Below are 23,840 nucleotides of genomic sequence, written 5' to 3'. Positions count from 1 at the left end.
GGCGACGCCTCAGGCGATCAGCAGGCGATAGAAGTTGCGCAACATGCCGGCGGTGGCGCCCCAGATGAATCGCTCGCGGGCGCCGTCCTGGTAAGGCATGGCGTACCACTCCCGCATCACACCATCCCACTCAAATCCGTGCCTGTGGTGATTGGCGGGATCCATGAGAAAGTCCAGCGGCACCTCGAACACATCGTCCACCTCGTGCGGATTCGGCTGAAGCACGAAACCGGGTCGCACCAGAGCGACCACCGGTGTCACGGTGAACGATGTTCCGGTCACGTACTCGGGCAGATGCCCCAGCACCTCGATCCAGTCGGCCGTCAGGCCAATTTCTTCCTGGGTCTCCCGCAGGGCCGCGGCGGTGGCATTGACATCGACGTCATCGAGCTTGCCACCCGGAAAAGCGATCTGCCCGGAGTGGGTCGACAGGTGGGCCGTGCGCTGGGTCAACAACAAGGTCGGGCGTTCGTGCATGACCAATGGCAACAACACAGCGGCCTGCGCCGGCGCGCGGTCGGCAAACTTCTTTTCCTTGATCAATTCCGGGGTCCAGATCGGTGGGCTGTGGAACAGCGCACGCAGTCCCGGGACGGTCAGGCGCTGTGGCGCGGGGGGACGCAAAACGTCATCACCCGAAACCCTCAGCACCGGCGCCTGGCGCGGATCAAACGACGGGGGGAAACGGAGGGGCACAGGATCGGACATGGCTTTCAAGCATAGGGCACACCACAACGTGCGGCGATCAGGCATGAAAAAGCCGCTCCATGGAGCGGCTTTTTTTCAGGGCAGCGGAAGCGGTCTGCCCCCGGCTGTGGACCGTTCGCTTACGCGCCCAGCTTTTCCTTGATGCGGGCCGACTTGCCGCTGCGCTCGCGCAGGTAGTACAGCTTGGCGCGGCGCACGGCACCGCGGCGTTTGACTTCGATGGCGGAAATCAGCGGGCTGTACAGCGGGAAAGTGCGTTCCACGCCTTCGCCGTTGGAGATCTTGCGCACGATGAAGCTGGAGTTCAGGCCACGGTTGCGACGGGCCACCACCACGCCTTCGTAGGCCTGCACGCGCTTGCGGGTGCCTTCGATCACGTTCACGCTGACGATCACGGTGTCACCAGGGGCAAACGCCGGAATGGTTTTGTTCAAGCGAGCAATTTCTTCTTGCTCAAGGGTCTGGATGAGGTTCATGGTTTCCTGATTTCACGATCATGCCCGCGCTGCACTAAAGGCCACGAATCCGGCAGGGGCCCTGTCCAGCGGTTGCCAACGGGTTGGCGCTTGCTGCGGGCTGGCCCGGTCACGGCGGCCGGTCAGAGGATCGAAAAGCCCTGGATTATAGCTTTTTTGACTGGCGCAGAAAAGCCTCGTCGGCTTTGGTGAGCCTGCCAGCCTCCCGGGCCTGCGCCAGCAAGTCGGGCCGCAGGCACTCGGTCAGCGTCAGGCTCTGCTCGCGCCGGTAGCGCGCGATGCGTTCGTGGTGCCCGCCCAGCAGCACCTCCGGCACGGCCATCGGCCCCTGTGGGCCTTGCCAGACCTCGGGGCGGGTGTGGTGTGGACTGTCGAGCAGGCCATCGAGCGCCGGGTTGAAACTGTCCTGCTGGTGGCTGCCCTCGTCGCTGAGCACACCGGGCATCAGGCGGGCCACCGAATCCAGCAAGGCCAGCGCAGCGATCTCGCCGCCCGACAGCACAAAATCACCCAGGCTGATCTGCCGGTTCACACAGGTGTCGATGAAGCGCTGGTCGATGCCCTCGTAGCGGCCACACACCAGCACCGCGCCAGCGCTGGCGGACCACTGCGTGGCACCGGCATGGTCCAGCCGCTGACCGATGGGCGAAAAAAGCACCACCGGAGCCTGGGCGTCTGCGGCCTCTTCTCGGTCGGCGCGGATGGCCTGCAGGCACTGCCACATCGGCTCGGCCATCATCACCATACCAGGACCGCCACCGAACGGCCGGTCGTCCACCCGGCGGTAATTGCCTTCAGCGAAATCGCGCGGATTCCACAGCCGCACGTCCACCTGTCTGGATTCAAAAGCTCGCCGGGTGATGCCGCTCTTGAAAAACGGCTCGAACAACTCCGGAAACAGCGTGATGACGTCGAAGCGCAAGATGCGCTCCGTCAGTAGTCTGGCTGCCAGTCGACCGTGATGCGGCGGGCCTTGAGGTCCACGTCGTCCACGTAGGCGCCGACAAAAGGAATCATGCGTTCGGCGGTCTGCTCCTGACCATCGACGGTTTCGGTGTACGCCATCACCAGCACCGAGTTCGGCCCGGTGGGCATGAGGTCGCGCACGACGCCCATGTGCAGGCCTTCGCGGTTGACCACATCCAGGCCGATCAGATCAACCCAGTAGTACTCACCCTCGGGGGTGGCGGGGAAGGCGCTGCGCGGCACGTTGATGCGCACGCCCTTCAATGCTTCGGCGCCCGTTCGGTCGTCGACGCCTTCCAGCCGGGCGACGATGCCGTCGGAGTGGGCCTTGATCTCGGCCACACCGATGCGAACGACACCCGAAAACGCAGAAAAGCCGCGAGCGAAGCGGGCTTCGGGCGGCTGGAGAAACCATTCGGAGGTTTCAAACAGCGCCGAGGTGTCGGCGCTGTGCGGCAGGATGCGAACCCAGCCTTTGATGCCCCAGGCTTCCTGAATCCGGCCCAGTTCGATGGCATCGTCCGGCAAGGACGCGATGGCGAATGGGCTGTTGGACATGCGGAAGGAGGCAGACCAGCCAACCCTGGACGGGCTGGCCAGACCGATCAGGCGGCGACGGCCTTGGCGGCGTTTTGCTTGACCAGGCGGACCACGGTGTCCGACGGCTCGGCACCCACGCTGGTCCAGTAGGACAGGCGATCCTGAGCGATGCGCAGGGGCTCTTCACCACCGCGGGCCAGCGGGTTGTAGAAGCCGATGCGCTCGATGAAACGGCCATCGCGGCGGTTGCGCTTGTCGGCAACCACGATGTTGTAGAACGGGCGCGACTTGGAGCCGCCGCGGGAGAGTCGAATGACGACCATGATTTATCCTTCGGGTGGAGAAGCCCCAAGATCGGAGCTTCAATGGGTTTTTTTGGCTGAATAAACCCGATTCATTGCGGCGCCTGAGACACACGACTGACCACCCGGCCAGCGAAACGCCACAAAACCCGCGATTATAGCCCGTGTGGCAAACCTCGCAGCACCCTCTCTTCAATCCAGCACTTGCCCGACATGCCCCTGATCCGCCCCAGCCTCGAAGACGACCTCGACGCCATCACCCACATCTACGGCCACCACGTGCTGCACGGCACTGGCACCTTTGAAACCACCCCGCCCAGCGTGGCCGACATGGCCGCGCGGCGCGCGAACGTGCTGGGCAAAGGCCTGCCCTGGCTGGTGATCGAAGAAGACGGCCAGGTGCTGGGCTTTGCCTACGGCAACTGGTTCAAGCCGCGCCCGGCCTACCGTTTTTCGGTGGAGGATTCGATCTACCTGGCGCCGGACACCGCCGGCAAAGGCTTGGGCAAGGCCCTGCTCGCGGAGCTGATGGCCCAGCTGGAGCGCAGCGGCGTTCGCAAGGTGATGGCGGTGATCGGCGACTCGGCCAACGCCGGCTCGATCGGCGTGCACCGCGCGCTGGGTTTTGAACAGGTGGGGGTCGTGCAGTCCTGCGGCTGGAAGTTCGGCCGCTGGCTCGACATCGTCATCATGCAGCGCAGCCTGGGCGCGGGCGACAGCACCCCGCCTGAAGACAGCGGGCGCGCGGCATGAGCGCAGCGCCGGGCCGCCCCAAGCAAGCTCGCACCGCAGCTCGAAGAGCGGAGGTTTCCTTATGAGCCGCCCCAGGAACAAGACCCTGACCGTCTGGCTCGCGGTGCTCGGCGGCAGCATGGGCCTGCACCGCTTCTACCTGCGTGGGCTGAGCGACTGGATCGGCTGGCTTCACCCCATCGCCGCCGCGCTGGGTTGGTGGGGGGTGGAGCGTGTGCAGACGCTGGGGCAGGACGACCGGCTGTCCTGGGTACTGATCCCGTTCCTCGGTGCGAGCATCGCTGTGGCTTGCCTGGCGGCCATCGTCTATGCCCTGAGCGACCGCGCGAAGTGGAATGCCTGGTTCAACCCCGGACTGGACAGCGAATCGGCCGCAGGCGGCACGAACTGGCTCACCATCGGCGCCCTGGTGCTGGCCTTGCTCGTCGGCACCATCGCCTTCATGGGCAGCCTGGCCTTTGGCATCCAGCACTACTTCGAGTACCAGATCGAAGAAGCCAAGAAAATCAGTCAGTAGAGGCTCACCCCGCGCCGCACCTGCGGTGCGCACCCCTCAAGGGGCGCCACCTGCGGCCCGGCGAAGCCGGTTCCGCGGTGTCCTGGTGGCAATGCACTTCGCGCCGGCAGGTCAACTGATTCCTGCCATGACCAGCATCACCAGCGTGAGGGTGAACAGCGCCAGCGCGGTGGACAGCCCCATGGCGGCCGTCGTCAGACCCTGATCCACCTCGTAGCGCTGCGCGAACAGGAACACGTTGGCGCCCATCGGCAACGCGGCGGCCACGACCATCACGGTCAGTGGCAGGCCGGTGATGCCCCAGGCCCAGGCCGAGGCGCCCACCATCAGCGGCAACACCAGGTTCTTCGATACGGTGATCAACAAGGCAGGCTTGAGGTGCCCGCCCAGCGGCGTGCGCGCCAGCGTGACGCCCACCAGCACCAGGGCGATCGGTCCGAAGGCGCTGCCGAGCAGCTGCAGCGGCTTGTCCACCACGGTGGGCAGCGTCAGTCCGGTCTGGGCGAACAGCAGGCCGCTGATGATGGGCAGGGGAATGGGGTGGATCAGCGCGCCTTTGAACGCGGACCACGCGGTCTCCAGCACATGCGGGGCGCGCTCACCGCCCTCCCGAGCCTCGCGCGCCACCACCAGTTCCAGCACCACCGAGCCCACGGTCAGCAGGATCAGCGCGTGCACGGACACCAGCGTGAGCAGCGTGACCAGCGCGTCCTTGCCGTAGGCCAGCTCCATCAGCGTGATGCCGATCATCACCATGTTGGAGAACACGCCCCCGAGCGCCATCACCACGCTGCTGCGGTTGAAGCCGCGCCAGGCGATCGAGGCAAACAGCAGCAGCAAGGCCGCAGGGAAATACGCCAGCAGCGGGCGCAGGTCCAGCGTCTCCACATGCACCGCGCTCATGGTGCGGAACAGCAGCGCCGGGATCAGCAGCAGGAAGACCAGGTTGGACAGGTCCTTGACGGCCGAATCGCGGATCCAGTTGAGCCTCCCGGCCAGGTAACCGAGCGCGATGAGCAGAAACACCGGGGTGAGAGAGACGACGACGGGGTGGGTGCTGAGGTTCACCCGGGGATCGTACCGTGAGGGCACTACCGCTTCAGCGCGACAGAGGACGAACAGGCTTCACGTTGCGCGAAGCAGCGCCCACTCACTTCACCCCGATGGCTTCGGTGATCCGGTAGTACAGGCCGTAAGGATCGTTTTGCAGCACATGGAACTTGCCCTCGACCACGACGGCATTGAGGCTGTACTTCACCGGCTCGCGCGTGCGCACCTCGACCATGCTCTCGGGCCCGCCGGGCGTGCAGAACGCGCAGGTGGGCGGCACCGAGGCCAGCAGGAAGTGGCGCTGCTGCCCCCCTGGGCCGAGCGGCACCATGAAGCCCTGCAGGCGCTGCGTCTTCTGGTTCAGCGCCGTCACGGCCGGCGTGTACACCGGCACGATGCGCCGGTTCTGGATCTGGGTCTTGATGTCGGTCAGCAGCGACCACGCCACCACATCGGCACGCGCGGTGAGCGGAGCGAACGGCGACAGCGGGCTGTGCACCCCCGGCCCCTGCCCCGCCACATGCGGCACGGTGGGTGCTGTCCCAGAACCCGACTCCGACGACGGCTTGCTGGCCGGAGCGGTGCCCAGCGGCGAAGACAGCTGAGCGCCAGCCAGCCCGGAAGAACAAGCCAACAGCAACAAGGCGCCACGAAGGAAATGATTCATATATGAAGAGAGGAAATTCACTGCCAGAACGCGGCGGAACCGGCTTTGCCGGGCCGCATCGCGTTGCCCCCTTGAGGGGGTGACGCCGAAGGCGGCGCGGGGGTGGGCTCTCAATGTCCGTGTTTCATCCCGCAGTATTTCCCGATCGCCAGACCTTTGCAGGCCGTCTGAAGTTCCGCGATGCAGAGCTTTTCGCCCTTGCCCGCCTCCATGCACTTGGCGGCGGCTTCGTGCGCAGCGGCCATGGCGCGGTGGCGGGCGACGTCTTCCTTGACCTCCTGGGCGGAATGCTGGGCCATGGCGGCCGTGGCCATGAAAGCGCAGAGCAACAACAGAGCGGTTTTCTTCATTTCATTCACCTCGTGTTCAACAGTTGGGTCACATCGACCCGGTAGGCGCTGATGGCCGGCACCAGCGCCGCCACCACCGCCACGACAAAGGCCAGCACCGGCACCCACCCTTCGGCAGACACCCATTGCCAGCCCGAGATGGCGAGCGACTGCTCGGCCACCAACATCGAGCCCATCAGGGCCGTGAGCCCGTGCGCAGCCAGCAGGCCCAGCGCGCAAGCCAGCGCGGCCAGCCAGAGCGACTCACACAGCAACAGCGCCCCCACCTTCAGCGGCGGCGCGCCCAGCATGCGCAGCATGGCGAGGTCGGCCCGGCGCTCGCGCACCGCGCTCCACAGCGCGATGAAGACCGACAGGCCGGCCACGCCCAGCAGCACCGCACCCAGCCCCTGCAGCACGCGCGTGCCCACGCCAACCATGCTCAGGAGGCGCGTGATTTCGAGCGCGGGCGACGCGGCCTGCATGGCCGTGTTGTGATTGATGAAGCGCGGAAAAGCCATGGCGGCGAGCGGGCTGTTGTAACGGACCAGCGCCAGCGTGACCTCGCGGTCGGCGGCGATGGCGGCGCGGTCTTCGTCGTCCATGTCATCGGTCGCGTGCATGGCGTCGTGCAGCTTCCAGACCGACTCGGTCGCGGTCAGCACCAGCCGGTCGAGCACGCAGCCGCAGGGCGCGAGCACGCCGGTCACCCGGTAGCGCGCCTCGCCGTGCTCGGCGCCGCCGTGGCCCAGGCCGTGCGCACCCGCGAAATCCTGCCCGACCACCAGCCCGGTGGCGCGGGCGACCTGAGCGCCCAGCACCGCCTGCATCGGCTGGGCCCACAGCGCGCCCTGCGCCAGCGTGGCGCCATAGTGGGCGGGGTAATCGTGGGTGGTGCCGACGATGCGAAAGCCCTGCAGGTTGTCGCCCAGGCTCAGCGGGATCACCTGCGCCACCTGCGGGTGCGACTGCAGCTGTTTCATGTCTTCCAGCGCGATGTTGCCCGGCGGCACGTCGAGGTGGAACACGCCCGCCAGGATCAGCTGCATGGGGCTGCCCTTGGCGCCGACCACCGCGTCGATGCCCTGCAGGTCGCGCTCGAAAGCGCGATCGATCTGGTCTTTTGTGATCAGCACAAAGGCCATCGACGCCAGCCCCAGCGTGAGCAGCAGCAGGTTGAGCGCCGTCGCCAGCGGCCGCGACCAGAGGTAGCGCCAGGACAGGCCGAACACGTTCATGCGGTGGCCTCCGCCTCGCTTGCCCGGAAGGCCAGCCTCTGGGCCTCCGGCAATGCCTGACGCACCCGCGCGTCGTGGGTGGCGATCACCAGGGTGGCGCCGGTCTGGGTCGCGCCCTGTTGCAACAGGGCCAGCGCGGCGGCGCAGGACGCGTCGTCCAGGCTGGCCGTGGGCTCGTCCACCAGCAGCACCGGCGGGCGCAGCAACAAGGCCCGCGCCAGCGCCACGCGCTGCGCCTGCCCGCCCGAGATCTGAGAGGGTTTTCGCGCGGCGAGCGCGCCGAGCTCCAGCGCCTCCAGGGCATGTGCGATGGCCGCCCGGTCCACCGGCTGGCCGCTGGCGAAGTACACCAGCGCGAGGTTCTCGGCCACGCTGAGCGCTTCGCTGAGAAACAGCTTCTGCGGCAGGAAGCCGATGCAGCGCGCGCGCCAGCGGTCGCGCTCACCGGCCTTCTGCGCCGCCACCGATTGCCCGGCCACGCGCATCTCGCCCGCCTGCGGTGTGAGCAGGCCAGCGGCCAAAGCCAGCCAGGTCGACTTGCCACTGCCCGAGGCGCCAGACAGCAGCAGCGTGCCGCCCTGCGGCACCGCCACGTCGTCAAAGTGCAGCACCGGACCGCCCGGGTAGGCGTGCTTCAGACCCCGCGTTTCGATCACGGCAAGGGTTCCCCGCCATGGGCGCCGTCGGCGGACGGCACGCAGCTCGCGCAGGTGCCGTGGATCGACACATCGACGCGCAAGCCCTGATGGCCCATCCCGGCCAGCGTGCGGAACAGGTCGCTCGCCACGGCCTGGGTCGGCGCGCTGGCCTCGGTGAGGCGGAACTGGCGGTGACAGGCATCGCATTCGAAGCGCGGCGCCAGGCCTTCGCCGGTGTCGGCCAGACCGTAACGCCAGGTGCGCGCGCCATCGTCGGCGTGGCGCTGCAACACGCCGCAGGCGGCCAGGCGGTCGAGCAGGCGGTAGAGCGTGACGCGGTTGATGTCCAGCCCCCGCGCGGTGAGCGAAACCAACGCCTGCGCATGGCTCAGCGTGCCCTGCGGATTCGCGAGGAACAGGCCGAGCACGGCGCGCGTGGCCAGGGTGCGGCGCAGCCCGGCCGCTTCCAGACGGGTCTGGATTTCGGGGGGCACCAGGACGGATTCTTTGGCTGGACGGGTGGACATGGGCGCGCCTCGATTATTGCAACAAAGTTGCGTTACTATCGCCATCCTTGCAAATTAACGCAATTCAGTTGCAACAGTTTAAACGGCCGCCGACATGCCCCACCCCCACGCCGACCCGACAGCCCCGGTGATCGACCTGCACAACCTCACCCTCGGCCACGACCGCCACCCCGCCGTGCACCATCTGAGCGCGCGCATTCCGCCGGGTTCGCTGGTGGCGCTGGTCGGCCCCAACGGCGCGGGCAAGTCCACGCTGATCAAGGCGCTGGCGGGCGCGCTGCGCCCCATCAGCGGCAGCGTGAGTGGCCTGGCGGGGCAGCGCATCGCCTGGCTGCCCCAGCACAGCGGGCTGGACCCGAGCTTTCCCATCGACGTGCGCGGCATGGTGGCCATGGGCCTGTGGCACCGCGTGGGGGTGATCGGGCGCTTCACCGCCGAACACCGCCGCCTCTGCGAGGAGGCGCTGGCCGCGGTCGGCCTCACCGGCTTTGAGTCGCGCGGGCTGGACACGCTCTCGGGCGGCCAGTTGCAGCGCGCCCTGTTTGCCCGGCTGATCCTTCAAGACGCGCCGGTGGTGTTGCTCGACGAACCCTTCTCCGCTGTGGACAACCGCACCAGCGCCGACCTGCTGGCCCTGCTGCACCGATGGAAGCACCAGGGCAAGACGGTGATCGTGGTGCTGCACGACCTGGCGCAGGTGCGCGCGCACTTCCCGCTCACCCTGCTGCTGGCGCGCGAGCTGGTGGCGTTTGGCCCCACCGCCGGGGTGCTGACCGACGCGCACTGGGCGCAAGCGCAGCGCATGCGAGAGCCGTTTGAGGACGACGTGCCGCCGTGCGTGGCATCAACGGCCTCGCACACCGCCGCTCACGCCGGCGCCCAGGCGGCCGGGGCCCTGGCATGAGCGACCTCACCACCTCTCCGTTCTGGGTCTGGCTGACCGGGCACCTCATCACCCACCCCCTGCTCGGCCCGCTGGTCGAATTCGGTTTCATGCGCAGCGCGCTGCTCGGCTGCGTGGCGCTGTCGCTCAGCGCCGCGCCGGTGGGTGTGTTCCTGATGCTGCGCCGCATGAGTCTCACGGGCGACGCCATGGCCCACGCCATCCTGCCCGGCGCGGCCATCGGTTACCTGGTGGCCGGGCTGTCGCTCACGGCCATGACGATCGGCGGCGTGTTCGCTGGCCTGGCGGTGGCCGTGGGGTCCGGGCTGGTCTCGCGCAACACCGTGCTGCGCGAAGACACCAGCCTCGCGGCCTTTTACCTGCTCTCGCTGGCGCTGGGTGTGCTCATCGTCTCGGTGAGAGGCAACAGCGTGGACCTGCTGCACGTGCTGTTCGGCACCGTGCTCGCGCTGGACGACGCGGCGTTGCGGCTGCTCGGCGGCATCAGCGCGGTCACGCTCGTCTCGCTCGCCCTGCTGTACCGACCGCTGGTGCTCGAATGCCTCGACCCGGGTTTTCTGCGCCAGGTCAGCCGCTGGAGCCCGGTGGCGCACCATGGCTTTCTCTGTCTGCTGGTGATCAACCTCGTGGCCGGCTTTCACGCGCTGGGCACGCTCATGGCGGTGGGCATCATGGTGTTGCCCGCCGCCACCGCGCGCTTCTGGGTGCGCCGCCTCGTCCCATTGCTGCTGCTCGCCACCGCGCTCGCGCTGGCCGCCAGCCTCAGCGGCCTGCTGCTCTCGTACCACGCCGACCTGCCCACCAGCCCGGTGATCGTGCTCAGCCTCGGCGTGGCCTACCTGCTGTCGCTGCTCTTCGCCCCGCACGGCGCGCTGCGCCACCAGCGCCCCGCCACTTCCCACCTGCAAGCCTGAACCCCAAGGAACCTCCATGAACCCTTCTCTGCGCCATCACCTCATCGCCTCCGCCATCGGTGCGGCCTTTGCCGCGCTCAGCCCCGCGCTGCAGGCCCAGACCTCAGCGCCCATCAAGGCCGTCGCCAGCTTCAGCATCCTCGGCGACCTGGTCAAACAGGTCGGCGGCGAGCGTGTGGCGGTGAACGTGCTGGTCGGTCCCGGCAGCGACGCGCATGTGTTCCAGCCCACCCCCTCGCAGGCCCGGCTGGTCGGCCAGGCGCAGATCGTGTTTTCAAACGGTCTGGGCTTCGAAGGCTGGATGGGCCGCCTGCTCAACACCGCCAGCTACAAGGGCAGGCATGTGGTGGCCAGCCGCGGCATCAAGCCCATCCATGCCGAAGGCGAGCACGACCACAAGACCAAAGACCACCACGAAGAGAACGACCCCCACGCCTGGCAATCCGTACCCAACGTGATGGTCTACGTGGGCAACATCGCCAAGGGTCTGTGCGAGGCCGACGCAGCGGGATGCGACACCTTCCAACGCAACGCCGCCACCTACAGCGCCGAGCTCCAGGCGCTGGACACCGACATCCAGCGCGCCTGGGGTGCCATCCCCGCCACACAACGCAAGGTCATCACCTCGCACGACGCCTTCGGCTACTACGCCCAGGCCTATGGTGTGAAGTTCCTGGCGCCCCAGGGGGTGAGCACCGAGAGCGAGGCCTCGGCCAAGGGCGTGGCGCAACTGGTGCGCCAGATCAAGAAAGAACAGATCAAGGCCTTGTTCGTCGAGAGCATCTCCGACCCGCGCCTGATCGCGCAGATCGGCCGCGAGACCGGCGTCCAACCCGCGGGTGAACTGTTCTCCGACTCGCTGTCCGACGCCAGAGGCCCGGCCACCACCTACGTGGCGATGATGCGCGCCAACACCACCGCGCTCACGCAAGCCATCAAAGGCCACTGAGCGTCGCGCAGGCGCGCGCCCCCTGGTAGGCGCGTGGCTACACTGGCGGGCTTCCCATCTGCCGGAGCCCCGATTGCCGATCACCCACCTGTTGCTCGCCCTTGCGGTGGTGTTTGTCTGGGGCACCAACTTCGTGGTCATCCGCTGGGGCCTGGACGGTCTGCCGCCCTTTCTGTTTGCCACGCTGCGGTTCGCTTTTTCTGCCCTGCCCTGGCTGCTGTTCGTGCCGCGGCCCACCGCGCCGTGGCGCAAGATGGCCGCGTTCGGTGTGCTGCTGGGCGTGGGCCAGTTCGGCCTGCTGTTCCTGGCCATGCAGGGCCACATCTCGCCCGGGCTGGCGTCGCTGGTGGTGCAGATCCAGGTGTTTTTCACCATCGGACTGTCGCTCGCGCTCATGGGCGAGCGCGTGCGCGGCTTTCAGGTGGTGGGCCTGCTGCTGGCGCTGGCCGGGCTGGGTGTGATCGCCTTGAACCTGAACGCGGCCGTGGTCACCTGGCTGGGGCTGGGCCTGGTGATGTCGGCCGCCTTCTTCTGGGCCGGCGCCAACCTGGTGGTGAAGTCGCTCGGGCCGGTGAACATGCTGCATTTCATGGTCTGGAGCAGCGTGTTCGCGGTGCCGCCGCTGCTGGCGATCTCATGGCTGGTCGAAGGGCCGGCGCTGATGCAGAGCGCCATCATGCAAGCCACGCCGCTGGTCTGGGCCAGCGTGCTCTGGCAGGCGCTGGGCAACACGCTCTTTGGCTACGGCGTGTGGAACTGGCTGCTCGCCCGCCACCCGGCCGCGACCGTGGCGCCGCTGGCGCTGCTGGTGCCGGTGTTTGGCATGGGCGCCTCGGCGCTGTCGCTGGGCGAAAGCTTGCCGGGCTGGAAGCTGGGCGCGGCGGCGCTGGTGCTCGGCGGCCTGGCCGTGATTGTCTTGTGGCCCCGGCTTCGGGCTCGCCTGAGCACCTGAGCACCTGAGCACCGCCACCATCCTCCGCCGGGCCGCCCCAAGGCGGATCAGCCCCCTTGGGGGGCAGCGACCCGCGCAGCGGCGGAGCCCCGGTCCGCGCCGATACAGGCGCGGGATGCACGGGGGCCTTATTTCGCGAGCCGCGCGAAGGTTTTCCTGAACTTCGCCACCTTGGGCGCCGCCACGGCCATGCAGTAACCCTGGTGCGGGTTGCGCTCGAAGAAGTCCTGGTGGTAGTCCTCGGCGGGCCAGTAGTTGGCCAGCGGCAGCAGCTCGGTCACGATGGGTCGGCCAAACGCGTTCTCGGCCGTCAGCTCGTGAATCAGCGCCTGCGCGGTGGCCCGCTGTTCGTCGTCGGTGAAGTAGATGCCGCTGCGGTACTGGGTGCCGCTGTCGTTGCCCTGGCGGTTCAGCGTGGTCGGGTCGTGGACCACGAAGAAGATCTCCAGGATCTCGCGGGTGCTGATGACCGCCGGGTCGTAGGTCAGCTTCACCACCTCGTTGCAGCCGGTCTCGCCGGTGCACACGTCTTCGTAGCTGGGCTGGGGCACCTGGCCGTTGCTGTAGCCGGACTCGACGTCCGTCACGCCGCGCACTTCCTTGTACACGCTCTCGGTGCACCAGAAGCAGCCGCCCCCGAGCACGATGGTTGAATGGTTCATGGTGGACTCCTTGGCCCGCAGTATGCAGGCCACGGCAAGCACCCACTCGGGGCGGGGTCGGGTCGGGCGGCGCCCACCGCTTCCCCGCTCCCCACCACACCCTTCACACCGCGCAACTGGCAGGCAGTTCCACCGGCGACACGCCGCCGCCCGGCTGCGCCGCCTTGCCCTCGGCCACCGGCACCAGCGCGGCCCGCTGCAAGCCGTTCTTCGCCGCAACCACCTCGGCCATGATGGACAGCGCGATCTCGGCCGGTGTCTTACTGCCGATGTACAGGCCGGCCGGCCCGTGCAGCGCGTCCAGCTCGGCCTCGCCGAGGCCGAAGTGTTCGCGCAGGCGCTCGCGCCGCAGCGCGGTGTGGCGCCGCGAGCCGATGGCGCCGACGTAGAAGGCCTCGGACTGCAGCGCGTCGATCAGCGCCAGGTCGTCGAGCTTGGGGTCGTGCGTCAGCGCCACCACCGCCGTGCGCGCGTCGGGCTGCAGGCGCAGCACCAGGTCGTCCGGCATCTCGTGGCTGAGGGTCACGCCGTCGAGTGACCAGCTGGCGCGCTGTTCCTCGCGCGGGTCGCAGACGATGACCTCGAAATTCAGGCTCAGCGCCATCTGGCTCAGGAAGCGCGAGAGGTCACCCGCGCCGATGAGGATCAGCCGGTGGCGCGGCCCGAAGTGCGTGACCAGCGCGTCGTCGCTCAGCTCGGGCACACCGTCGCGCCGGCCCGGTTGCAGCTCCACCGCGCCGCTGCGCAGGTCCAGCCGTCGCTGGGTGCTGCGCCGCTCCAGGTTGGCCTGCAGCAGCAGCGCCAACTGGCTGTGCGCGGCCACCGGCTCCAGCACCAGCTCCACCGTGCCGCCGCAGGGCAGGCCGAAGCGGTGTGCCTGGTCGGCCGAGATGCCGTAGCGCAGCGTGGCGGGCCGGCCCTGGGCGCACACCGCGTCCAGGCCCTCCTCGCGCACGCGGCGGATCAGGTCGTCCTCGATGCAGCCACCCGAGACCGAGCCCACGGTTTCACCCCGGCCGTTGATGGCCATGAGCGAGCCCGGCGGCCGGGGCGACGAGCCCCAGGTGCGCGTCACCGTGACGAGCAACACGGGCAGGCCCGCTGTGTGCCAGGCCTGCGCGCTGCGCAGGACCTGGGTGTCGAGATCTTCCATCTGTGTGTCCTTCCTTTGGGCCTACCGGGCCCGCTCGATCCGCACCGCGATTTCGCCTTGTTTCCGCAGAGCGTCAACAGGGCCATCGAACCGACCCAGAAGCACCAGACCCGGCGAGGGCTTTCCGGACGCATAGAACAAGGCCAGGTTGCCCCACGGTCCGTAGTAGCACAGGTCGCCTTCCACTGGCGTGTAGGACGCTGGCGCCCCATCCACCGACAGCTTGCGCGGGGGATAGGCAACCTTCTCGGTCGCCATGAAGTCCTTGGCGGTCAGCACCAGCGGCAGCTGCGACATGAGGTCCCGCGTGGTCGGGTTGTCGGCCAAGGTGGCTGTGAGCACCTGTCCGCCAACGTCGATGCGGATGCGCAGGGCGCCCTTCATCGACGCGGTTTGCGCCCCGGCAGTGCCGACCGTGATCATCAGACAGGCCATGAGCGCCCTGCGTGAAAAGTGTGGCTTCACGGCATCGGTCCTTTCACCGTCAGGCCAGTTTGAACGGCAGTTCGCGCAGCGGCTTGCCGGTCAGGCGGCTCACCGCGTTGGCGAACGCCGGTGCCAGCGGCGGCAGGCCCGGTTCGCCCATGCCGGTGGGCGGCTCGGCGCTGGGCACGGTGTGCACGCTGATGGCCGGCATGTCGGTCAACCGCGCCACCGTGTAGTCGCCAAAGTTCTGCTGCTCGACCACACCGTCCTTGAGCGTGATGGCCGCCCCCGGCAGGCACATGCCCAGGCCCATCAGGGCCGCGCCCTGCACCTGTGCCTCCACCGTGCGCGGATTCACCACGAGGTTGCAGTGCACGCCGGCCGTGACCGTGTGCAGCACGGGCTGGCCGTCCTTCACCGAGGCCTCGACCACGTAGGCCACCACCGATTCAAAGGACTCGTGCACCGCCACGCCCCAGGCGCGGCCGGCGGGCAACTGCTTCTTGCCGTAGCCGCTTTTGTCCACGGCCAGCTGCAGGGCGGCGCGGTGGCGCGGGTGCTCGGCGCCCATGAGCTTCATGCGGTAGGCCACCGGGTCCTGGCTGGTTTCGCGGGCGATCTGGTCGATCAGCGTTTCCATCACGAAGGCGGTGTGGGTGCTGCCCACGCTGCGCCACCACAGCACCGGCACGTTGACCTTGGGGTGGTGCACCGTCAGCCGCATGGGCAGCGGGTACGGCGTGCGCATGCCCTCCACTGCGGTGGCGTCGATGCCGTTCTTGACCATCATCGCCTCGAAGGGCGAACCGGCCAGGATGGACTGGCCCACGATCACGTGGTCCCAGGCCAGCACCTTGCCTTCCGCGTCAAAGCCCACCTGCGCGCGGTGGAGGTGCATGGGGCGGTAGTAGCCGCCCTTGATGTCGTCCTCGCGGCTCCACAGCGTGCGCACCGGCGCACGCAGGCCGGCGGCCTGGGCCGCCTTGGCGATGGTGCAGGCCTCCACCACGTAGTCGCTGGTGGGGATGGCGCGGCGGCCAAACCCGCCGCCGGCGGACTGCACCAGCACCTTCACTTGCTCGGGCTTGAGGCCCAGCGTGCGCGCAGCGGCCATGCCGTCCAGCCCGGCCATTTGCGACCCGACCCACAGCGTGGCGCCCTGATCGGACAGCTCCACCGTGCAATTCAGCGGCTCCATCGGCGCGTGCGCCAGGTAGGGGAACACGAACTCGGCCTCGATCTTTTTCGGGGCCCTCTTCTGCGGATCTTCGAGCGGCGCCATGTCGGCGTCGAAGTGTTTCGCGCCGGGCTGGCCGGCCAGTTCGCGGTACTGCACCAGCTGGCGGGCGCTGTCCACCTTCTCGACAGCGGCGGTGTCCCATTCGAGCTTGAGCGCGTCGCGTGCGGTCTTGGCCGGCCAGTAACCGTCGGCGATGACGGCCACGCCCTCGGCGCCCCGGTCCAGCGGCACGCGCAGCACCGCCTTCACGCCCTTGACGGCGCGCGCCGCCGTGTCGTCCACCGACTTCAGCTTGGCGCCGAACACCGGCGGGCGCGCGATCACGGCGGTGAGCTGCCCAGGGCGGCGCACGTCGATGCCGAAGTCCTGCCGGCCGCTGCTCTTGGCGGCGGCGTCCAGCCGGGTGGTGGGCCGGCCGATCAGGCGGAACTGCTTCGGGTCTTTGAGCGTGACGCTGGCGGGCACCGGCAAGGCCATCGCGGCTTCGGCCAGCTCACCGTAGCCCAGGCGCCGGCCACCGGCGCCGAGCACCGCGCCGTTTTCCGTGCGCAGGCTGGCGGCGTCCACCCCCCAGCGCGTGGCGGCCGCCTGCACCAGCATGGCGCGGGCACGCGCGCCCAGCTCGCGGTACTGGGTGAAGCTGTGCTTGATGGAGTTGGAGCCACCGGTCAGGTGCATGCCGAACATCGGGTCGGCATAGGCCATGTCGTTGGTGCCCAGCTGGCTGCGCACCTTGCTCCAGTCGGCGTCCAGCTCCTCGGCCAGGATCATGGGCAGCGCGGTCTGCACGCCCTGGCCGAATTCGAGGCGGTTGACGGTGACGGTGACGGTGCCGTCGGCCGCGATGGCCACGAAGGCGCCGGGCAGCTGCGTGGGCTTGAGGGCGGCCGGTGCAGCCGTGCCTTGCGCTTGCGACAGCAGCGGGAACACGCCCAGCGCAAAGCCGCTGGCGGCACCGAGCTTGAGGAAGGCGCGGCGCGGCAGTTCGGCCACGGGTGCCGGGTCTTGGTCGCGCGCCAACATCAGTTGCAGGGCGCGCGGGAGTTCTTGTGTGGAGTCGTTGAACATGGTGGTGTCTCCTTCAGGCCAGGGTGCGTGCGGCGTCGGCCACGGCGGCGCGGATGCGGGCGTAGGTGCCACAGCGGCAGACGTTGCCGGCCATGGCGGCGTCGATGTCGGCGGCGGCGGGTTGTTTGCCCTTGGGCAGCGATTTCAGGAACGCGGTGGCGCTCATGATCTGGCCGCTCTGGCAGTAGCCGCACTGGGCCACGTCGTGCTTCACCCAGGCCGCGTGCACCGCCTTGCCGACGCGGTCGGTGCCGCCGGTGACGGCTTCGATGGTGGTGAGCTTCTTGCCCTCGACGCTGCCGATGGGCGTGACGCAGGAGCGCACGGCCTGGCCGTCGACGTGCACGGTGCAGGCGCCGCACAGGGCCGCACCGCAGCCGAACTTGGTGCCGGTCAGGCCCAGCGAATCGCGCAGCGCCCAGAGCACGGGCGTGGAGGGATCGACGTCCAGCTGCTGTGCGCGGCCGTTGACTTGCAAGGTGGTCATGGGGGGGTCTCCTGAAAACGGGGTGACGGGGATGCGGGGTTCCAGCGGCCTCAGAGGCTGAGAGTTTTTCGAGCGTGTCCGAGTAACGCGCCAAAACGTGCCCGATCAAGGCGCAAAGCACAGCCATAGCTCGGGCTATGGCGCGCATTTGCAACGCAGAGCGGGTGCGTTTTGGCGTGTTGAGCGGGCATGAGCGAAAGACTCTCAGCCTCTCAGCCCCGGGAAGGGCGCCAGTGTCGACCAGGGCACCCGCCCGGCGTTAGCCTGAACCTGCGCCATGCTTGCCCAATCCTGCGAGCGCGCTGCACAAACGGGCAAGTGCCGATACCATGGCCCGCAGCCCTGACACCACCGCCCCGCCATGCCCGATCCTTCCTCCACCCCACCCGCACCCGCACCCGGTGCGCGCTCATCCATCGTCCGGCGTTTGCTGGAGCGGGCGATCGACAGCTCGCCGCACATGCCGCCCGAGATTCCGGGGCTGATGCTGATCCGCATCGACCAGCCCTTCCTGAACACCTGCAGCGTCTACGAACCCTGCGTGGCCGTGATCGTGCAGGGCAGCAAGCGTGTCACGCTGGGCGACGAAACCCTGTGCTACGGCGAAGACCGTTACCTGATCACGTCGATGGACCTGCCGGTGAGGTCGGCGGTGGTTGAAGCCAGCGCCGAGCGCCCGTACCTCGGCGTGGCCCTGCGCCTGGACTGGCGCGAGATCGCCTCGCTGATGCTGGAGTCACCCGCGGCGCCCGCAGGGACCGTGGCCCGCGACAGCCGCGCCATGACCACCGGCGCCCTCACCACGCCCCTGCTCGAAGCCTTCGACCGCCTGCTCGCGCTGCTCGACCAGCCCGAACACATCCCGGCGCTGGCGCCGCTGATCAAGCGCGAGATCCACTACCGCCTGCTCACCGGCGAAGCCGGCGCGCGCCTGCGCCAGATCGCCACCGTGGACACCCAGAGCCACCAGGTCGCGCGCGCCATCGCCAGCCTGAACGCCCGCTTCAACGAACCCTTGCGGGTCGAGACGCTGGCCCGCGAGTCGGGCATGAGCCTCTCGACCTTCCACCACCATTTCAAGACGCTGACGGCCATGAGCCCGCTGCAGTACCAGAAGCAGCTGCGCCTCACCGAGGCGCGCCGCCTCATGCTCTCCGAAGGCATGGAGGCGTCCACCGCCGCGTTTCGCGTGGGCTACGAAAGCCCGTCGCAGTTCAGCCGCGAGTACCGCCGCTCGTTCGGCGCGCCGCCTTCGAAAGACGTGGCCGATTTCCGCTGGCAGCAGGAGCCTGTGGCGGCATGAGGTGAACACCCCCGCCGCCTGACTGGGCTCACCCCCGCCGCGCTGCGCGCGACCCCCTTCAGGGGGCTATGCGATGCGGCCCGGCGGAGCCGGTTCCGCCGCATCCCCGGCTGGGTGCTTCGCGCCGGAAGCCTTCCGGCCTGAGCTTGTCACAGGGCGGCCCGGTCCTCACCTCGCCGCCACCTCGCGCACCGCCGCCAGAAACGCCCCGAGCGCGGCCTGATCGCGCCCGGTGCGCCAGAGGCAGTGCGTGTCGTAGGGCGCCAGCGGCTGGGCCAGCGGCACGAAGGCCACGCCGGGCAGGCCGGCCTGTTGCAGCGCGGCCGGCACCAGGCCCACGCCCAGCCCCTGCGCGATGACCGAGACCACGCTCAGCCAGTGCCGCAGCTCCAACGCCAGCGACGGCTCGAAGCCCGCGTCCGCGCAGGCGGCGAGGATGCGGTCGTGGTAGTCGGGCGAGACGGCGCGCATCACGATGGCGAAGGCCTCGCCCTTCAGTTGATCGAGCGACAGCAGCTTCTTTTTGGCCAGCGGGTGCGATGACGGCAGGCAGGCCATGAACGGCTGACTCGACACCAAAATCTGCGAGAACCCCGCCGGCACGCGCGTGGTGTGCACGAAGCCCAGATCGAGCCGGTCGTGCACCAGCTCCACCAGTTGTTCGCTGCTGGAGAGTTCCCGCAGCGCCAGCCGCAACTTGGGGTGCGCGGCGGCAAAGTCGCGCAGCACCTGCGGCAGGCCGCGGTAGAGCACCGTGCCGGCAAAGCCGATCTGCAACTGCCCGGCCAGCCCCTGCCCCACGTCGCGCGCCTCGCGCGCCGCCGTGGCCGCCTGCTCCAGCAGCGCCTGCGCGCGCGGCAGAAAGGCCAGCCCGGCGGCGGTAAGCGCCACGCCACGGCTGTTGCGCTCGAACAGGCGCGCGCCCACCGAGGCTTCGAGCTGCTGGATGTTGAGCGAGAGCGGCGGCTGCGTCATGGCCAGGCGCTGGGCGGCGCGGCCAAAGTGCAGCTCCTCGGCGAGCACGGTGAAACAGCGCAGGTGGCGAAATTCCATGAATACAGGGTTTGTATTGATCAATCGGCAATCAATATTAGACAGCTATTCATGCGGCGCCGACAATCGCCCCCAAACCGCTCTTCCAGCCCCTCTTCCAACCCGACCCGGAGACACGCCATGGCCACCAGCAAAAACACCTTCAACTGGGAAGACCCGTTCCACCTGAGCGCGCAGCTCACCGACGACGAGCGCCAGGTGCAGGACGCCGCCCGCGCCTACTGCCAGGAAAAGCTGCTGCCCCGCGTGACCGAGGCCTTCCGCCACGAGAAGACCGACCCGGCCATCTTCCGCGAGATGGGCGAACTCGGCCTGCTCGGCCCGACCATCCCCGAGGCCTACGGCGGCAGCGGCCTCAACTACGTCTGCTACGGCCTGGTGGCGCGCGAAGTGGAGCGCGTGGACTCCGGCTACCGCAGCATGATGAGCGTGCAGAGCTCGCTGGTGATGGTGCCGATCAACGAATTTGGCAGCGAAGCGCAGAAGCAGAAATACCTGCCCAAGCTCGCCACCGGTGAATGGATCGGCTGCTTCGGCCTCACCGAACCCAACCACGGCAGCGACCCCGGCAGCATGGTCACCCGCGCCAAGGCCGTGCCCGGCGGCTACAGCCTGAGTGGCGCCAAGATGTGGATCACCAACAGCCCCATCGCCGACGTGTTCGTGGTCTGGGCCAAGGACGACGGCGGCCAGATCCGTGGCTTCATCCTGGAGAAAGGCTGGAAGGGCCTGAGCGCCCCCGCCATCCACAGCAAGGTCGGCCTGCGTGCCAGCATCACCGGCGAGATCGTGATGGACGAAGTCTTCGTGCCGGAAGAAAACGCCTTCCCCGACGTGCGCGGCCTCAAAGGCCCGTTCACCTGCCTGAACAGCGCGCGCTACGGCATCGCCTGGGGCGCGCTGGGCGCCGCCGAAGACTGCTACTTCCGCGCCCGCCAGTACGTGATGGACCGCCAGCAGTTCGGCCGCCCGCTCGCCGCCAACCAGCTGATCCAGAAAAAGCTGGCCGACATGCTGACCGAAATCAGCCTCGGCCTGCAAGGCTGCCTGCGCCTGGGCCGCATGAAGGACGAAGGCACCGCCGCCGTGGAGATCACCAGCATCTTGAAGCGCAACAGCTGCGGCAAGTCGCTCGACATCGCCCGCATGGCCCGCGACATGATGGGCGGCAACGGCATCAGCGACGAGTTCGGCGTGGCCCGCCACCTGGTGAACCTGGAGGTTGTGAACACCTACGAAGGCACGCACGATGTGCATGCGCTGATTCTGGGTCGGGCGATCACGGGGATTGCGGCGTTTGCGAATTGATTGGGTTCATTCCGCAAAACAAGAAGGGCTGCCTTTGGCAGCCCTTCTTGTTGGTAAACCCGCTACTGATGCGCTGAATCTGGCACGACAACGCGATCTATGCACCCGATATTTCCTGCATATGTGGGTCCCTTAACCTGCAGCTGCCTGGGCTTCTACCGCCTCGGCGATCAAGGGCGCAACGTCGCGCAGGCCCTCAAGGGTTAGCTTCTCGTCGAGGTACATCTGGTACCAAGACCATCGCCACCGGATGATGCGTTCGCCATCACGCAGTTTGAGGCGCTTCAAGGTGAACTCCGCTTTGGCCTTGTGACTTCTGGGCACAGCATCGGTTACCACAAGTTGCAGCGATGGCAACAAGATCTTGAACCAGCCCGGTTTGACTTCCTGTGGGTCGAATACCGTGTCGTCCGCCGTGCGCTTGGATGAGTTGAGGGTGTTGGACGCAAACCGGTAGTTGCTCCACTCGTACGCCAGCTCCGGGTGGTGTTTGAAGCTCAGGTAATGGTCCACCGAGCCGCCGGTCGGGTCCAGCATCGCGGCGTACCCGCAGCGGTTTCCATAGGCTTGGCTCAGTGTGGCCGTGTAGGGCTCCCAAAGCGCCTTGGGCCGCTTGGCGTTCGGATTAGCCTTCAGCCACGCATCGCCCGGCGTGTTCACCTTGGCATCAAAGGCAACCGGCTTCTTGACCTTGGGTGCCCGGATCACGCGCCGGCCCCCTTCGCGCCTCGCACCGCCTGCGTGTGCACCAGCCACCTGGGCCAAAACTCGTCACCAGCGGGCAACAGCTTCTGTAGTCGGGTGTGAATGGCTTTTTTCGTGTCGAGCCCGGCGGGCAGGTGTTTTTCGTCCCGCATGAAGGCCTCGGCCGCCTCAATCGCCTGCTCTGCCTCGATGGACCTGGCCTGCTCCAGACCAAACGTCTCCGACACCAGCCAGTTCGTCACATCGCCCTGCGTGGCCCAGGAGCCCTGTTCGAGCTGCACCTGTCCATTGACCAGAGACAGATGGATCAAGTCGTCCTGCGCCGCGTCGAACAGCGGCTCAATGGATGCAGCCACCAAGGGCGCATGTGTTGCCACCAGCACCTGGGGGGGCGTGCTCTTCGATCCCCGAAGCTCGTCAATCGCCTTGAGCATGCTCGGCACAATCGTGCGCTGCCAGCGCGGGTGCAAATGGGTTTCGGGCTCGTCAAACAAGATCACGAAGCGGTCTTCAGGCTTCTTGCCCAGCAGCTTGGCCGCCACGTTGTGCTCGTGCCATGCCCACACGAGGAAATAAACCAGCGCCAGCACCCTTCGCACACCGGCTGATGCCAGCGCGACCGGCACCGTCTGGTTGCCCACCAGCAGCGTCGGGCGGTCGCGCCCCTCACCAATGAACACTCTCTGTGGCTGTCCCGCACGCAAAGGTTCCAGCGGCGGCGACATCACTTCCAGCACTTTCTCCAGCGCCCGGAACTGCGGCTTGCGCCCTTCCTGCCAGTTCACCCAGTCGCGCTCCAGCCCTTCGCACACGCGTTGTCCATTCACCTCCAGACCATTCCACACCTCTTCGGCCTTGAAGTGGTAGGCATCCGGGCGGGCGGGGTCGGTGCGCCAGTAGTTGCGCGCCGGGTCCCATACCGAGAAACCACCGTCGATGCGGATGTACACCACGATGCCTGGCATCACCGGGCGCGCAGCGGGCAGCGGCCAGCTGCCGTCTGCCTTGGAATACGTGGAGCTGATCACCTTGGGCGCAGCCGTCTTGCCTTTGATGCCGAACTCAACCGAGGCCTTCTTGGGTGACATCGGCAATGCGGTAGCGCCTGCCCAGGTGCGCGTGAGGGCCCACCAAGCCAAGTCCAATAGGAAGCTCTTGCCCAGCCCGTTATCGCCAGCAATCAAGTTCAACCGTGGCGCCCACTCCACCCGTGTGCTGGGAGATAGGCCTACATTGGACAGCTGTAAGTACTTGAGCATTGATGCCCCTTGAGAAGAGAAGCCTTGAATTTACTTCAGAGCTTGCACAAGCATATTGGAAGCGAGGGAATTTGCGAGGAAGGAGAACTGAGTCAGGTCTTGCTCAGAAAAAGGCTGGAAAGGTCTGAGCGCCCCCGCGATCCACAGCAAGGTCGGCCTGCGCGCATCGATCACCGGCGAGATCGTGATGGACGAGGTGTTCGTGCCGGAAGAAAACGCCTTCCCGGACGTGCGCGGCCTGAAAGGCCCGTTCACCTGTCTGAAAAGCGCGCGCTACGGCATCGCCTGGGGCGCGCTGGGCGCCGCAGAAGACCGCTACTTCTGCGCCCGCCAGTACGTGCTGGACCGCCAGCAGTTCGGCCGCCCGCTCGCCGCCAACCAACTGCCAGAAAAAGCTGGCCGACATGCTGACCGAAATCAGCCTCGGCCTGCAAGGCTGCCTGCGCCTGGGCCGCATGAAGGACGAAGGCACCGCCGCCGTGGAGATCACCAGCATCTTGAAGCGCAACAGCTGCGGCAAGTCGCTCGACATCGCCCGCATGGCCCGCATGGCCCGCGACATGATGGGCGGCAACGGCATCAGCGACGAGTTCGGCGTGGCCCGCCACCTGGTGAACCTGGAGGTGGTGAACACCTACGAAGGCACGCACGATGTGCATGCGCTGATTCTGGGCCGGGCGATAACCGGGATTGCGGCGTTTGCGAATTGATCGTTTCGCGCTTCCCAACAAGAAGGGCTGCCACTG

At 67.7% G+C, this 23,840-nt stretch carries 27 protein-coding genes and 1 pseudogene; 9 read left to right on the top strand and 19 right to left on the bottom strand.

Annotation, left to right across the window (positions count from 1 at the left end; translation table 11 throughout):
- Positions 1–9: 9 nt before the first annotated feature.
- The 5 genes from IM738_RS03435 to rpsP all read right to left on the bottom strand — a co-directional run bounded on the left by IM738_RS03435 (position 10) and on the right by rpsP (position 3,013).
- Entirely contained in the window at positions 10–708 is a 699-nt protein-coding gene (locus tag IM738_RS03435; protein WP_236964493.1) for a CoA pyrophosphatase, read from the bottom strand.
- Positions 709–827: 119 nt separating this feature from the next.
- On the bottom strand, positions 828–1,184 hold the full coding sequence (gene rplS, locus IM738_RS03430) for a 50S ribosomal protein L19 (RefSeq protein ID WP_077334306.1): 357 nt from the start codon (positions 1,182–1,184) through the stop codon (positions 828–830).
- A 145-nt stretch (positions 1,185–1,329) separates the two neighbouring features.
- On the bottom strand, positions 1,330–2,106 hold the full coding sequence (gene trmD, locus IM738_RS03425) for a tRNA (guanosine(37)-N1)-methyltransferase TrmD (RefSeq protein WP_236964492.1): 777 nt from the start codon (positions 2,104–2,106) through the stop codon (positions 1,330–1,332).
- An 11-nt stretch (positions 2,107–2,117) separates the two neighbouring features.
- On the bottom strand, positions 2,118–2,708 hold the full coding sequence (gene rimM / locus IM738_RS03420; protein WP_236964491.1) for a ribosome maturation factor RimM: 591 nt from the start codon (positions 2,706–2,708) through the stop codon (positions 2,118–2,120).
- Between the two features lie 47 nt (positions 2,709–2,755).
- Positions 2,756–3,013 (bottom strand): 30S ribosomal protein S16, encoded by a 258-nt coding sequence (gene rpsP / locus IM738_RS03415; protein ID WP_077334312.1) that lies wholly within the window; start codon positions 3,011–3,013, stop codon positions 2,756–2,758.
- Positions 3,014–3,205: 192 nt separating this feature from the next.
- On the opposite strand from rpsP, the gene IM738_RS03410 reads away from it, so the two are divergent.
- On the top strand, positions 3,206–3,745 hold the full coding sequence (locus IM738_RS03410) for a GNAT family N-acetyltransferase (RefSeq protein WP_236966452.1): 540 nt from the start codon (positions 3,206–3,208) through the stop codon (positions 3,743–3,745).
- Positions 3,746–3,806: 61 nt separating this feature from the next.
- Positions 3,807–4,262 (top strand): hypothetical protein, encoded by a 456-nt coding sequence (locus tag IM738_RS03405; protein ID WP_236964490.1) that lies wholly within the window; start codon positions 3,807–3,809, stop codon positions 4,260–4,262.
- A gap of 111 nt (positions 4,263–4,373) precedes the next feature.
- Here the strand turns inward: IM738_RS03405 and IM738_RS03400 are convergent, their stop codons facing one another.
- The 6 genes from IM738_RS03400 to IM738_RS03375 form a co-directional block, all read right to left on the bottom strand.
- Complete coding sequence (locus tag IM738_RS03400) at positions 4,374–5,330, bottom strand: AEC family transporter (protein ID WP_236964489.1); 957 nt, start codon at positions 5,328–5,330, stop codon at positions 4,374–4,376.
- A gap of 82 nt (positions 5,331–5,412) precedes the next feature.
- On the bottom strand, positions 5,413–5,979 hold the full coding sequence (locus IM738_RS03395; protein WP_236964488.1) for a DUF3299 domain-containing protein: 567 nt from the start codon (positions 5,977–5,979) through the stop codon (positions 5,413–5,415).
- 110 nt (positions 5,980–6,089) lie between these two features.
- Positions 6,090–6,329, bottom strand: coding sequence for a hypothetical protein (locus tag IM738_RS03390; protein WP_236964487.1), 240 nt, complete (start codon positions 6,327–6,329; stop codon positions 6,090–6,092).
- Between the two features lie 5 nt (positions 6,330–6,334).
- Positions 6,335–7,546 carry an FtsX-like permease family protein gene (locus tag IM738_RS03385; protein WP_236964486.1) on the bottom strand — a complete coding sequence of 404 codons (1,212 nt, stop codon included), beginning with the start codon at positions 7,544–7,546 and terminating at the stop codon, positions 6,335–6,337.
- Positions 7,543–8,202: an ABC transporter ATP-binding protein gene (locus IM738_RS03380; RefSeq protein ID WP_236964485.1), complete on the bottom strand. Its 660-nt coding sequence runs from the start codon at positions 8,200–8,202 to the stop codon at positions 7,543–7,545. Before IM738_RS03380 ends, IM738_RS03385 begins: the two co-directional genes overlap by 4 nt.
- Positions 8,199–8,711: a Fur family transcriptional regulator gene (locus tag IM738_RS03375; RefSeq protein ID WP_236964484.1), complete on the bottom strand. Its 513-nt coding sequence runs from the start codon at positions 8,709–8,711 to the stop codon at positions 8,199–8,201. Before IM738_RS03375 ends, IM738_RS03380 begins: the two co-directional genes overlap by 4 nt.
- 94 nt (positions 8,712–8,805) lie before the next feature.
- Between IM738_RS03375 and aztA the strand changes: the two genes are divergently transcribed.
- The 4 genes from aztA (at position 8,806) to IM738_RS03355 (ending at position 12,430) form a co-directional block, all read left to right on the top strand.
- Entirely contained in the window at positions 8,806–9,615 is an 810-nt protein-coding gene (gene aztA, locus IM738_RS03370; protein ID WP_236964483.1) for a zinc ABC transporter ATP-binding protein AztA, read from the top strand.
- An 89-nt stretch (positions 9,616–9,704) separates the two neighbouring features.
- Complete coding sequence (locus IM738_RS03365; protein ID WP_236966451.1) at positions 9,705–10,529, top strand: metal ABC transporter permease; 825 nt, start codon at positions 9,705–9,707, stop codon at positions 10,527–10,529.
- Between the two features lie 16 nt (positions 10,530–10,545).
- A complete protein-coding gene (locus IM738_RS03360) occupies positions 10,546–11,478 on the top strand; it encodes a metal ABC transporter substrate-binding protein (protein ID WP_236964482.1) in 933 nt (310 codons plus the stop codon).
- 73 nt (positions 11,479–11,551) lie between these two features.
- Complete coding sequence (locus IM738_RS03355; RefSeq protein WP_236964481.1) at positions 11,552–12,430, top strand: EamA family transporter; 879 nt, start codon at positions 11,552–11,554, stop codon at positions 12,428–12,430.
- Between the two features lie 128 nt (positions 12,431–12,558).
- Here the strand turns inward: IM738_RS03355 and msrA are convergent, their stop codons facing one another.
- The 5 genes from msrA to IM738_RS03330 all read right to left on the bottom strand — a co-directional run bounded on the left by msrA (position 12,559) and on the right by IM738_RS03330 (position 17,466).
- A complete protein-coding gene (gene msrA, locus IM738_RS03350) occupies positions 12,559–13,092 on the bottom strand; it encodes a peptide-methionine (S)-S-oxide reductase MsrA (protein WP_236964480.1) in 534 nt (177 codons plus the stop codon).
- 103 nt (positions 13,093–13,195) lie between these two features.
- On the bottom strand, positions 13,196–14,245 hold the full coding sequence (locus tag IM738_RS03345; RefSeq protein ID WP_236964479.1) for an XdhC family protein: 1,050 nt from the start codon (positions 14,243–14,245) through the stop codon (positions 13,196–13,198).
- A 21-nt stretch (positions 14,246–14,266) separates the two neighbouring features.
- Entirely contained in the window at positions 14,267–14,710 is a 444-nt protein-coding gene (locus IM738_RS03340) for a cyclophilin-like fold protein (RefSeq protein ID WP_236964478.1), read from the bottom strand.
- 19 nt (positions 14,711–14,729) lie between these two features.
- Entirely contained in the window at positions 14,730–16,979 is a 2,250-nt protein-coding gene (locus tag IM738_RS03335; protein WP_236964477.1) for a xanthine dehydrogenase family protein molybdopterin-binding subunit, read from the bottom strand.
- 13 nt (positions 16,980–16,992) lie between these two features.
- Entirely contained in the window at positions 16,993–17,466 is a 474-nt protein-coding gene (locus IM738_RS03330) for a (2Fe-2S)-binding protein (RefSeq protein ID WP_236964476.1), read from the bottom strand.
- A 361-nt stretch (positions 17,467–17,827) separates the two neighbouring features.
- Between IM738_RS03330 and IM738_RS03325 the strand changes: the two genes are divergently transcribed.
- Positions 17,828–18,769 carry an AraC family transcriptional regulator gene (locus IM738_RS03325; protein WP_236964475.1) on the top strand — a complete coding sequence of 314 codons (942 nt, stop codon included), beginning with the start codon at positions 17,828–17,830 and terminating at the stop codon, positions 18,767–18,769.
- Positions 18,770–18,937: 168 nt separating this feature from the next.
- On the opposite strand, the gene IM738_RS03320 is transcribed toward IM738_RS03325, so the two are convergent.
- Positions 18,938–19,822, bottom strand: coding sequence for a LysR family transcriptional regulator (locus IM738_RS03320; protein ID WP_236964474.1), 885 nt, complete (start codon positions 19,820–19,822; stop codon positions 18,938–18,940).
- A 120-nt stretch (positions 19,823–19,942) separates the two neighbouring features.
- Here IM738_RS03320 and IM738_RS03315 point away from each other — a divergent pair, with 120 nt between their 5' ends.
- Entirely contained in the window at positions 19,943–21,130 is a 1,188-nt protein-coding gene (locus IM738_RS03315) for an acyl-CoA dehydrogenase (protein WP_236964473.1), read from the top strand.
- Positions 21,131–21,262: 132 nt separating this feature from the next.
- On the opposite strand, the gene IM738_RS03310 is transcribed toward IM738_RS03315, so the two are convergent.
- Together IM738_RS03310 and IM738_RS03305 are read right to left on the bottom strand one after the other, a co-directional pair.
- The gene (locus tag IM738_RS03310) at positions 21,263–21,838 is read right to left on the bottom strand and encodes a hypothetical protein (protein WP_236964472.1); all 576 of its coding nucleotides are present in this window, start codon (positions 21,836–21,838) and stop codon (positions 21,263–21,265) included.
- Positions 21,835–23,094 (bottom strand): AAA family ATPase, encoded by a 1,260-nt coding sequence (locus IM738_RS03305; protein WP_236964471.1) that lies wholly within the window; start codon positions 23,092–23,094, stop codon positions 21,835–21,837. Before IM738_RS03305 ends, IM738_RS03310 begins: the two co-directional genes overlap by 4 nt.
- A gap of 106 nt (positions 23,095–23,200) precedes the next feature.
- Between IM738_RS03305 and IM738_RS03300 the strand changes: the two are divergent.
- Positions 23,201–23,804, top strand: a pseudogene (locus IM738_RS03300) (acyl-CoA dehydrogenase family protein); the annotation flags it as partial.
- Between the last annotated feature and the right edge of the window lie 36 nt (positions 23,805–23,840).

Source organism: Hydrogenophaga sp. SL48, from assembly GCF_021729865.1.
In the GTDB taxonomy this organism is placed as follows: Bacteria; Pseudomonadota; Gammaproteobacteria; order Burkholderiales; family Burkholderiaceae_C; genus Hydrogenophaga.
The sequence above is the reverse complement of the archived record's forward strand: the minus strand, read 5'-3'. Positions and strand labels throughout refer to the sequence as shown.

Excerpts from the sequence above, each read along its gene's own strand:
- rimM (WP_236964491.1), bottom strand. The coding sequence starts at position 2,708 with ATGTCCAACAGCCCATTCGCCATCGCGTCCTTGCCGGACGATGCCATC.
- IM738_RS03330 (WP_236964476.1), bottom strand. The coding sequence starts at position 17,466 with ATGACCACCTTGCAAGTCAACGGCCGCGCACAGCAGCTGGACGTCGAT.
- IM738_RS03335 (WP_236964477.1), bottom strand. The coding sequence starts at position 16,979 with ATGTTCAACGACTCCACACAAGAACTCCCGCGCGCCCTGCAACTGATG.
- IM738_RS03390 (WP_236964487.1), bottom strand. The coding sequence starts at position 6,329 with ATGAAGAAAACCGCTCTGTTGTTGCTCTGCGCTTTCATGGCCACGGCC.
- IM738_RS03395 (WP_236964488.1), bottom strand. The coding sequence starts at position 5,979 with ATGAATCATTTCCTTCGTGGCGCCTTGTTGCTGTTGGCTTGTTCTTCC.
- IM738_RS03345 (WP_236964479.1), bottom strand. The coding sequence starts at position 14,245 with ATGGAAGATCTCGACACCCAGGTCCTGCGCAGCGCGCAGGCCTGGCAC.
- IM738_RS03385 (WP_236964486.1), bottom strand. The coding sequence starts at position 7,546 with ATGAACGTGTTCGGCCTGTCCTGGCGCTACCTCTGGTCGCGGCCGCTG.
- aztA (WP_236964483.1), top strand. The coding sequence starts at position 8,806 with ATGCCCCACCCCCACGCCGACCCGACAGCCCCGGTGATCGACCTGCAC.
- IM738_RS03410 (WP_236966452.1), top strand. The coding sequence starts at position 3,206 with ATGCCCCTGATCCGCCCCAGCCTCGAAGACGACCTCGACGCCATCACC.
- IM738_RS03315 (WP_236964473.1), top strand. The coding sequence starts at position 19,943 with ATGGCCACCAGCAAAAACACCTTCAACTGGGAAGACCCGTTCCACCTG.
- msrA (WP_236964480.1), bottom strand. The coding sequence starts at position 13,092 with ATGAACCATTCAACCATCGTGCTCGGGGGCGGCTGCTTCTGGTGCACC.
- IM738_RS03375 (WP_236964484.1), bottom strand. The coding sequence starts at position 8,711 with ATGTCCACCCGTCCAGCCAAAGAATCCGTCCTGGTGCCCCCCGAAATC.
- IM738_RS03405 (WP_236964490.1), top strand. The coding sequence starts at position 3,807 with ATGAGCCGCCCCAGGAACAAGACCCTGACCGTCTGGCTCGCGGTGCTC.
- rpsP (WP_077334312.1), bottom strand. The coding sequence starts at position 3,013 with ATGGTCGTCATTCGACTCTCCCGCGGCGGCTCCAAGTCGCGCCCGTTC.
- rplS (WP_077334306.1), bottom strand. The coding sequence starts at position 1,184 with ATGAACCTCATCCAGACCCTTGAGCAAGAAGAAATTGCTCGCTTGAAC.
- IM738_RS03305 (WP_236964471.1), bottom strand. The coding sequence starts at position 23,094 with ATGCTCAAGTACTTACAGCTGTCCAATGTAGGCCTATCTCCCAGCACA.
- IM738_RS03320 (WP_236964474.1), bottom strand. The coding sequence starts at position 19,822 with ATGGAATTTCGCCACCTGCGCTGTTTCACCGTGCTCGCCGAGGAGCTG.
- IM738_RS03325 (WP_236964475.1), top strand. The coding sequence starts at position 17,828 with ATGCCCGATCCTTCCTCCACCCCACCCGCACCCGCACCCGGTGCGCGC.
- IM738_RS03365 (WP_236966451.1), top strand. The coding sequence starts at position 9,705 with ATGCGCAGCGCGCTGCTCGGCTGCGTGGCGCTGTCGCTCAGCGCCGCG.
- IM738_RS03435 (WP_236964493.1), bottom strand. The coding sequence starts at position 708 with ATGTCCGATCCTGTGCCCCTCCGTTTCCCCCCGTCGTTTGATCCGCGC.
- IM738_RS03360 (WP_236964482.1), top strand. The coding sequence starts at position 10,546 with ATGAACCCTTCTCTGCGCCATCACCTCATCGCCTCCGCCATCGGTGCG.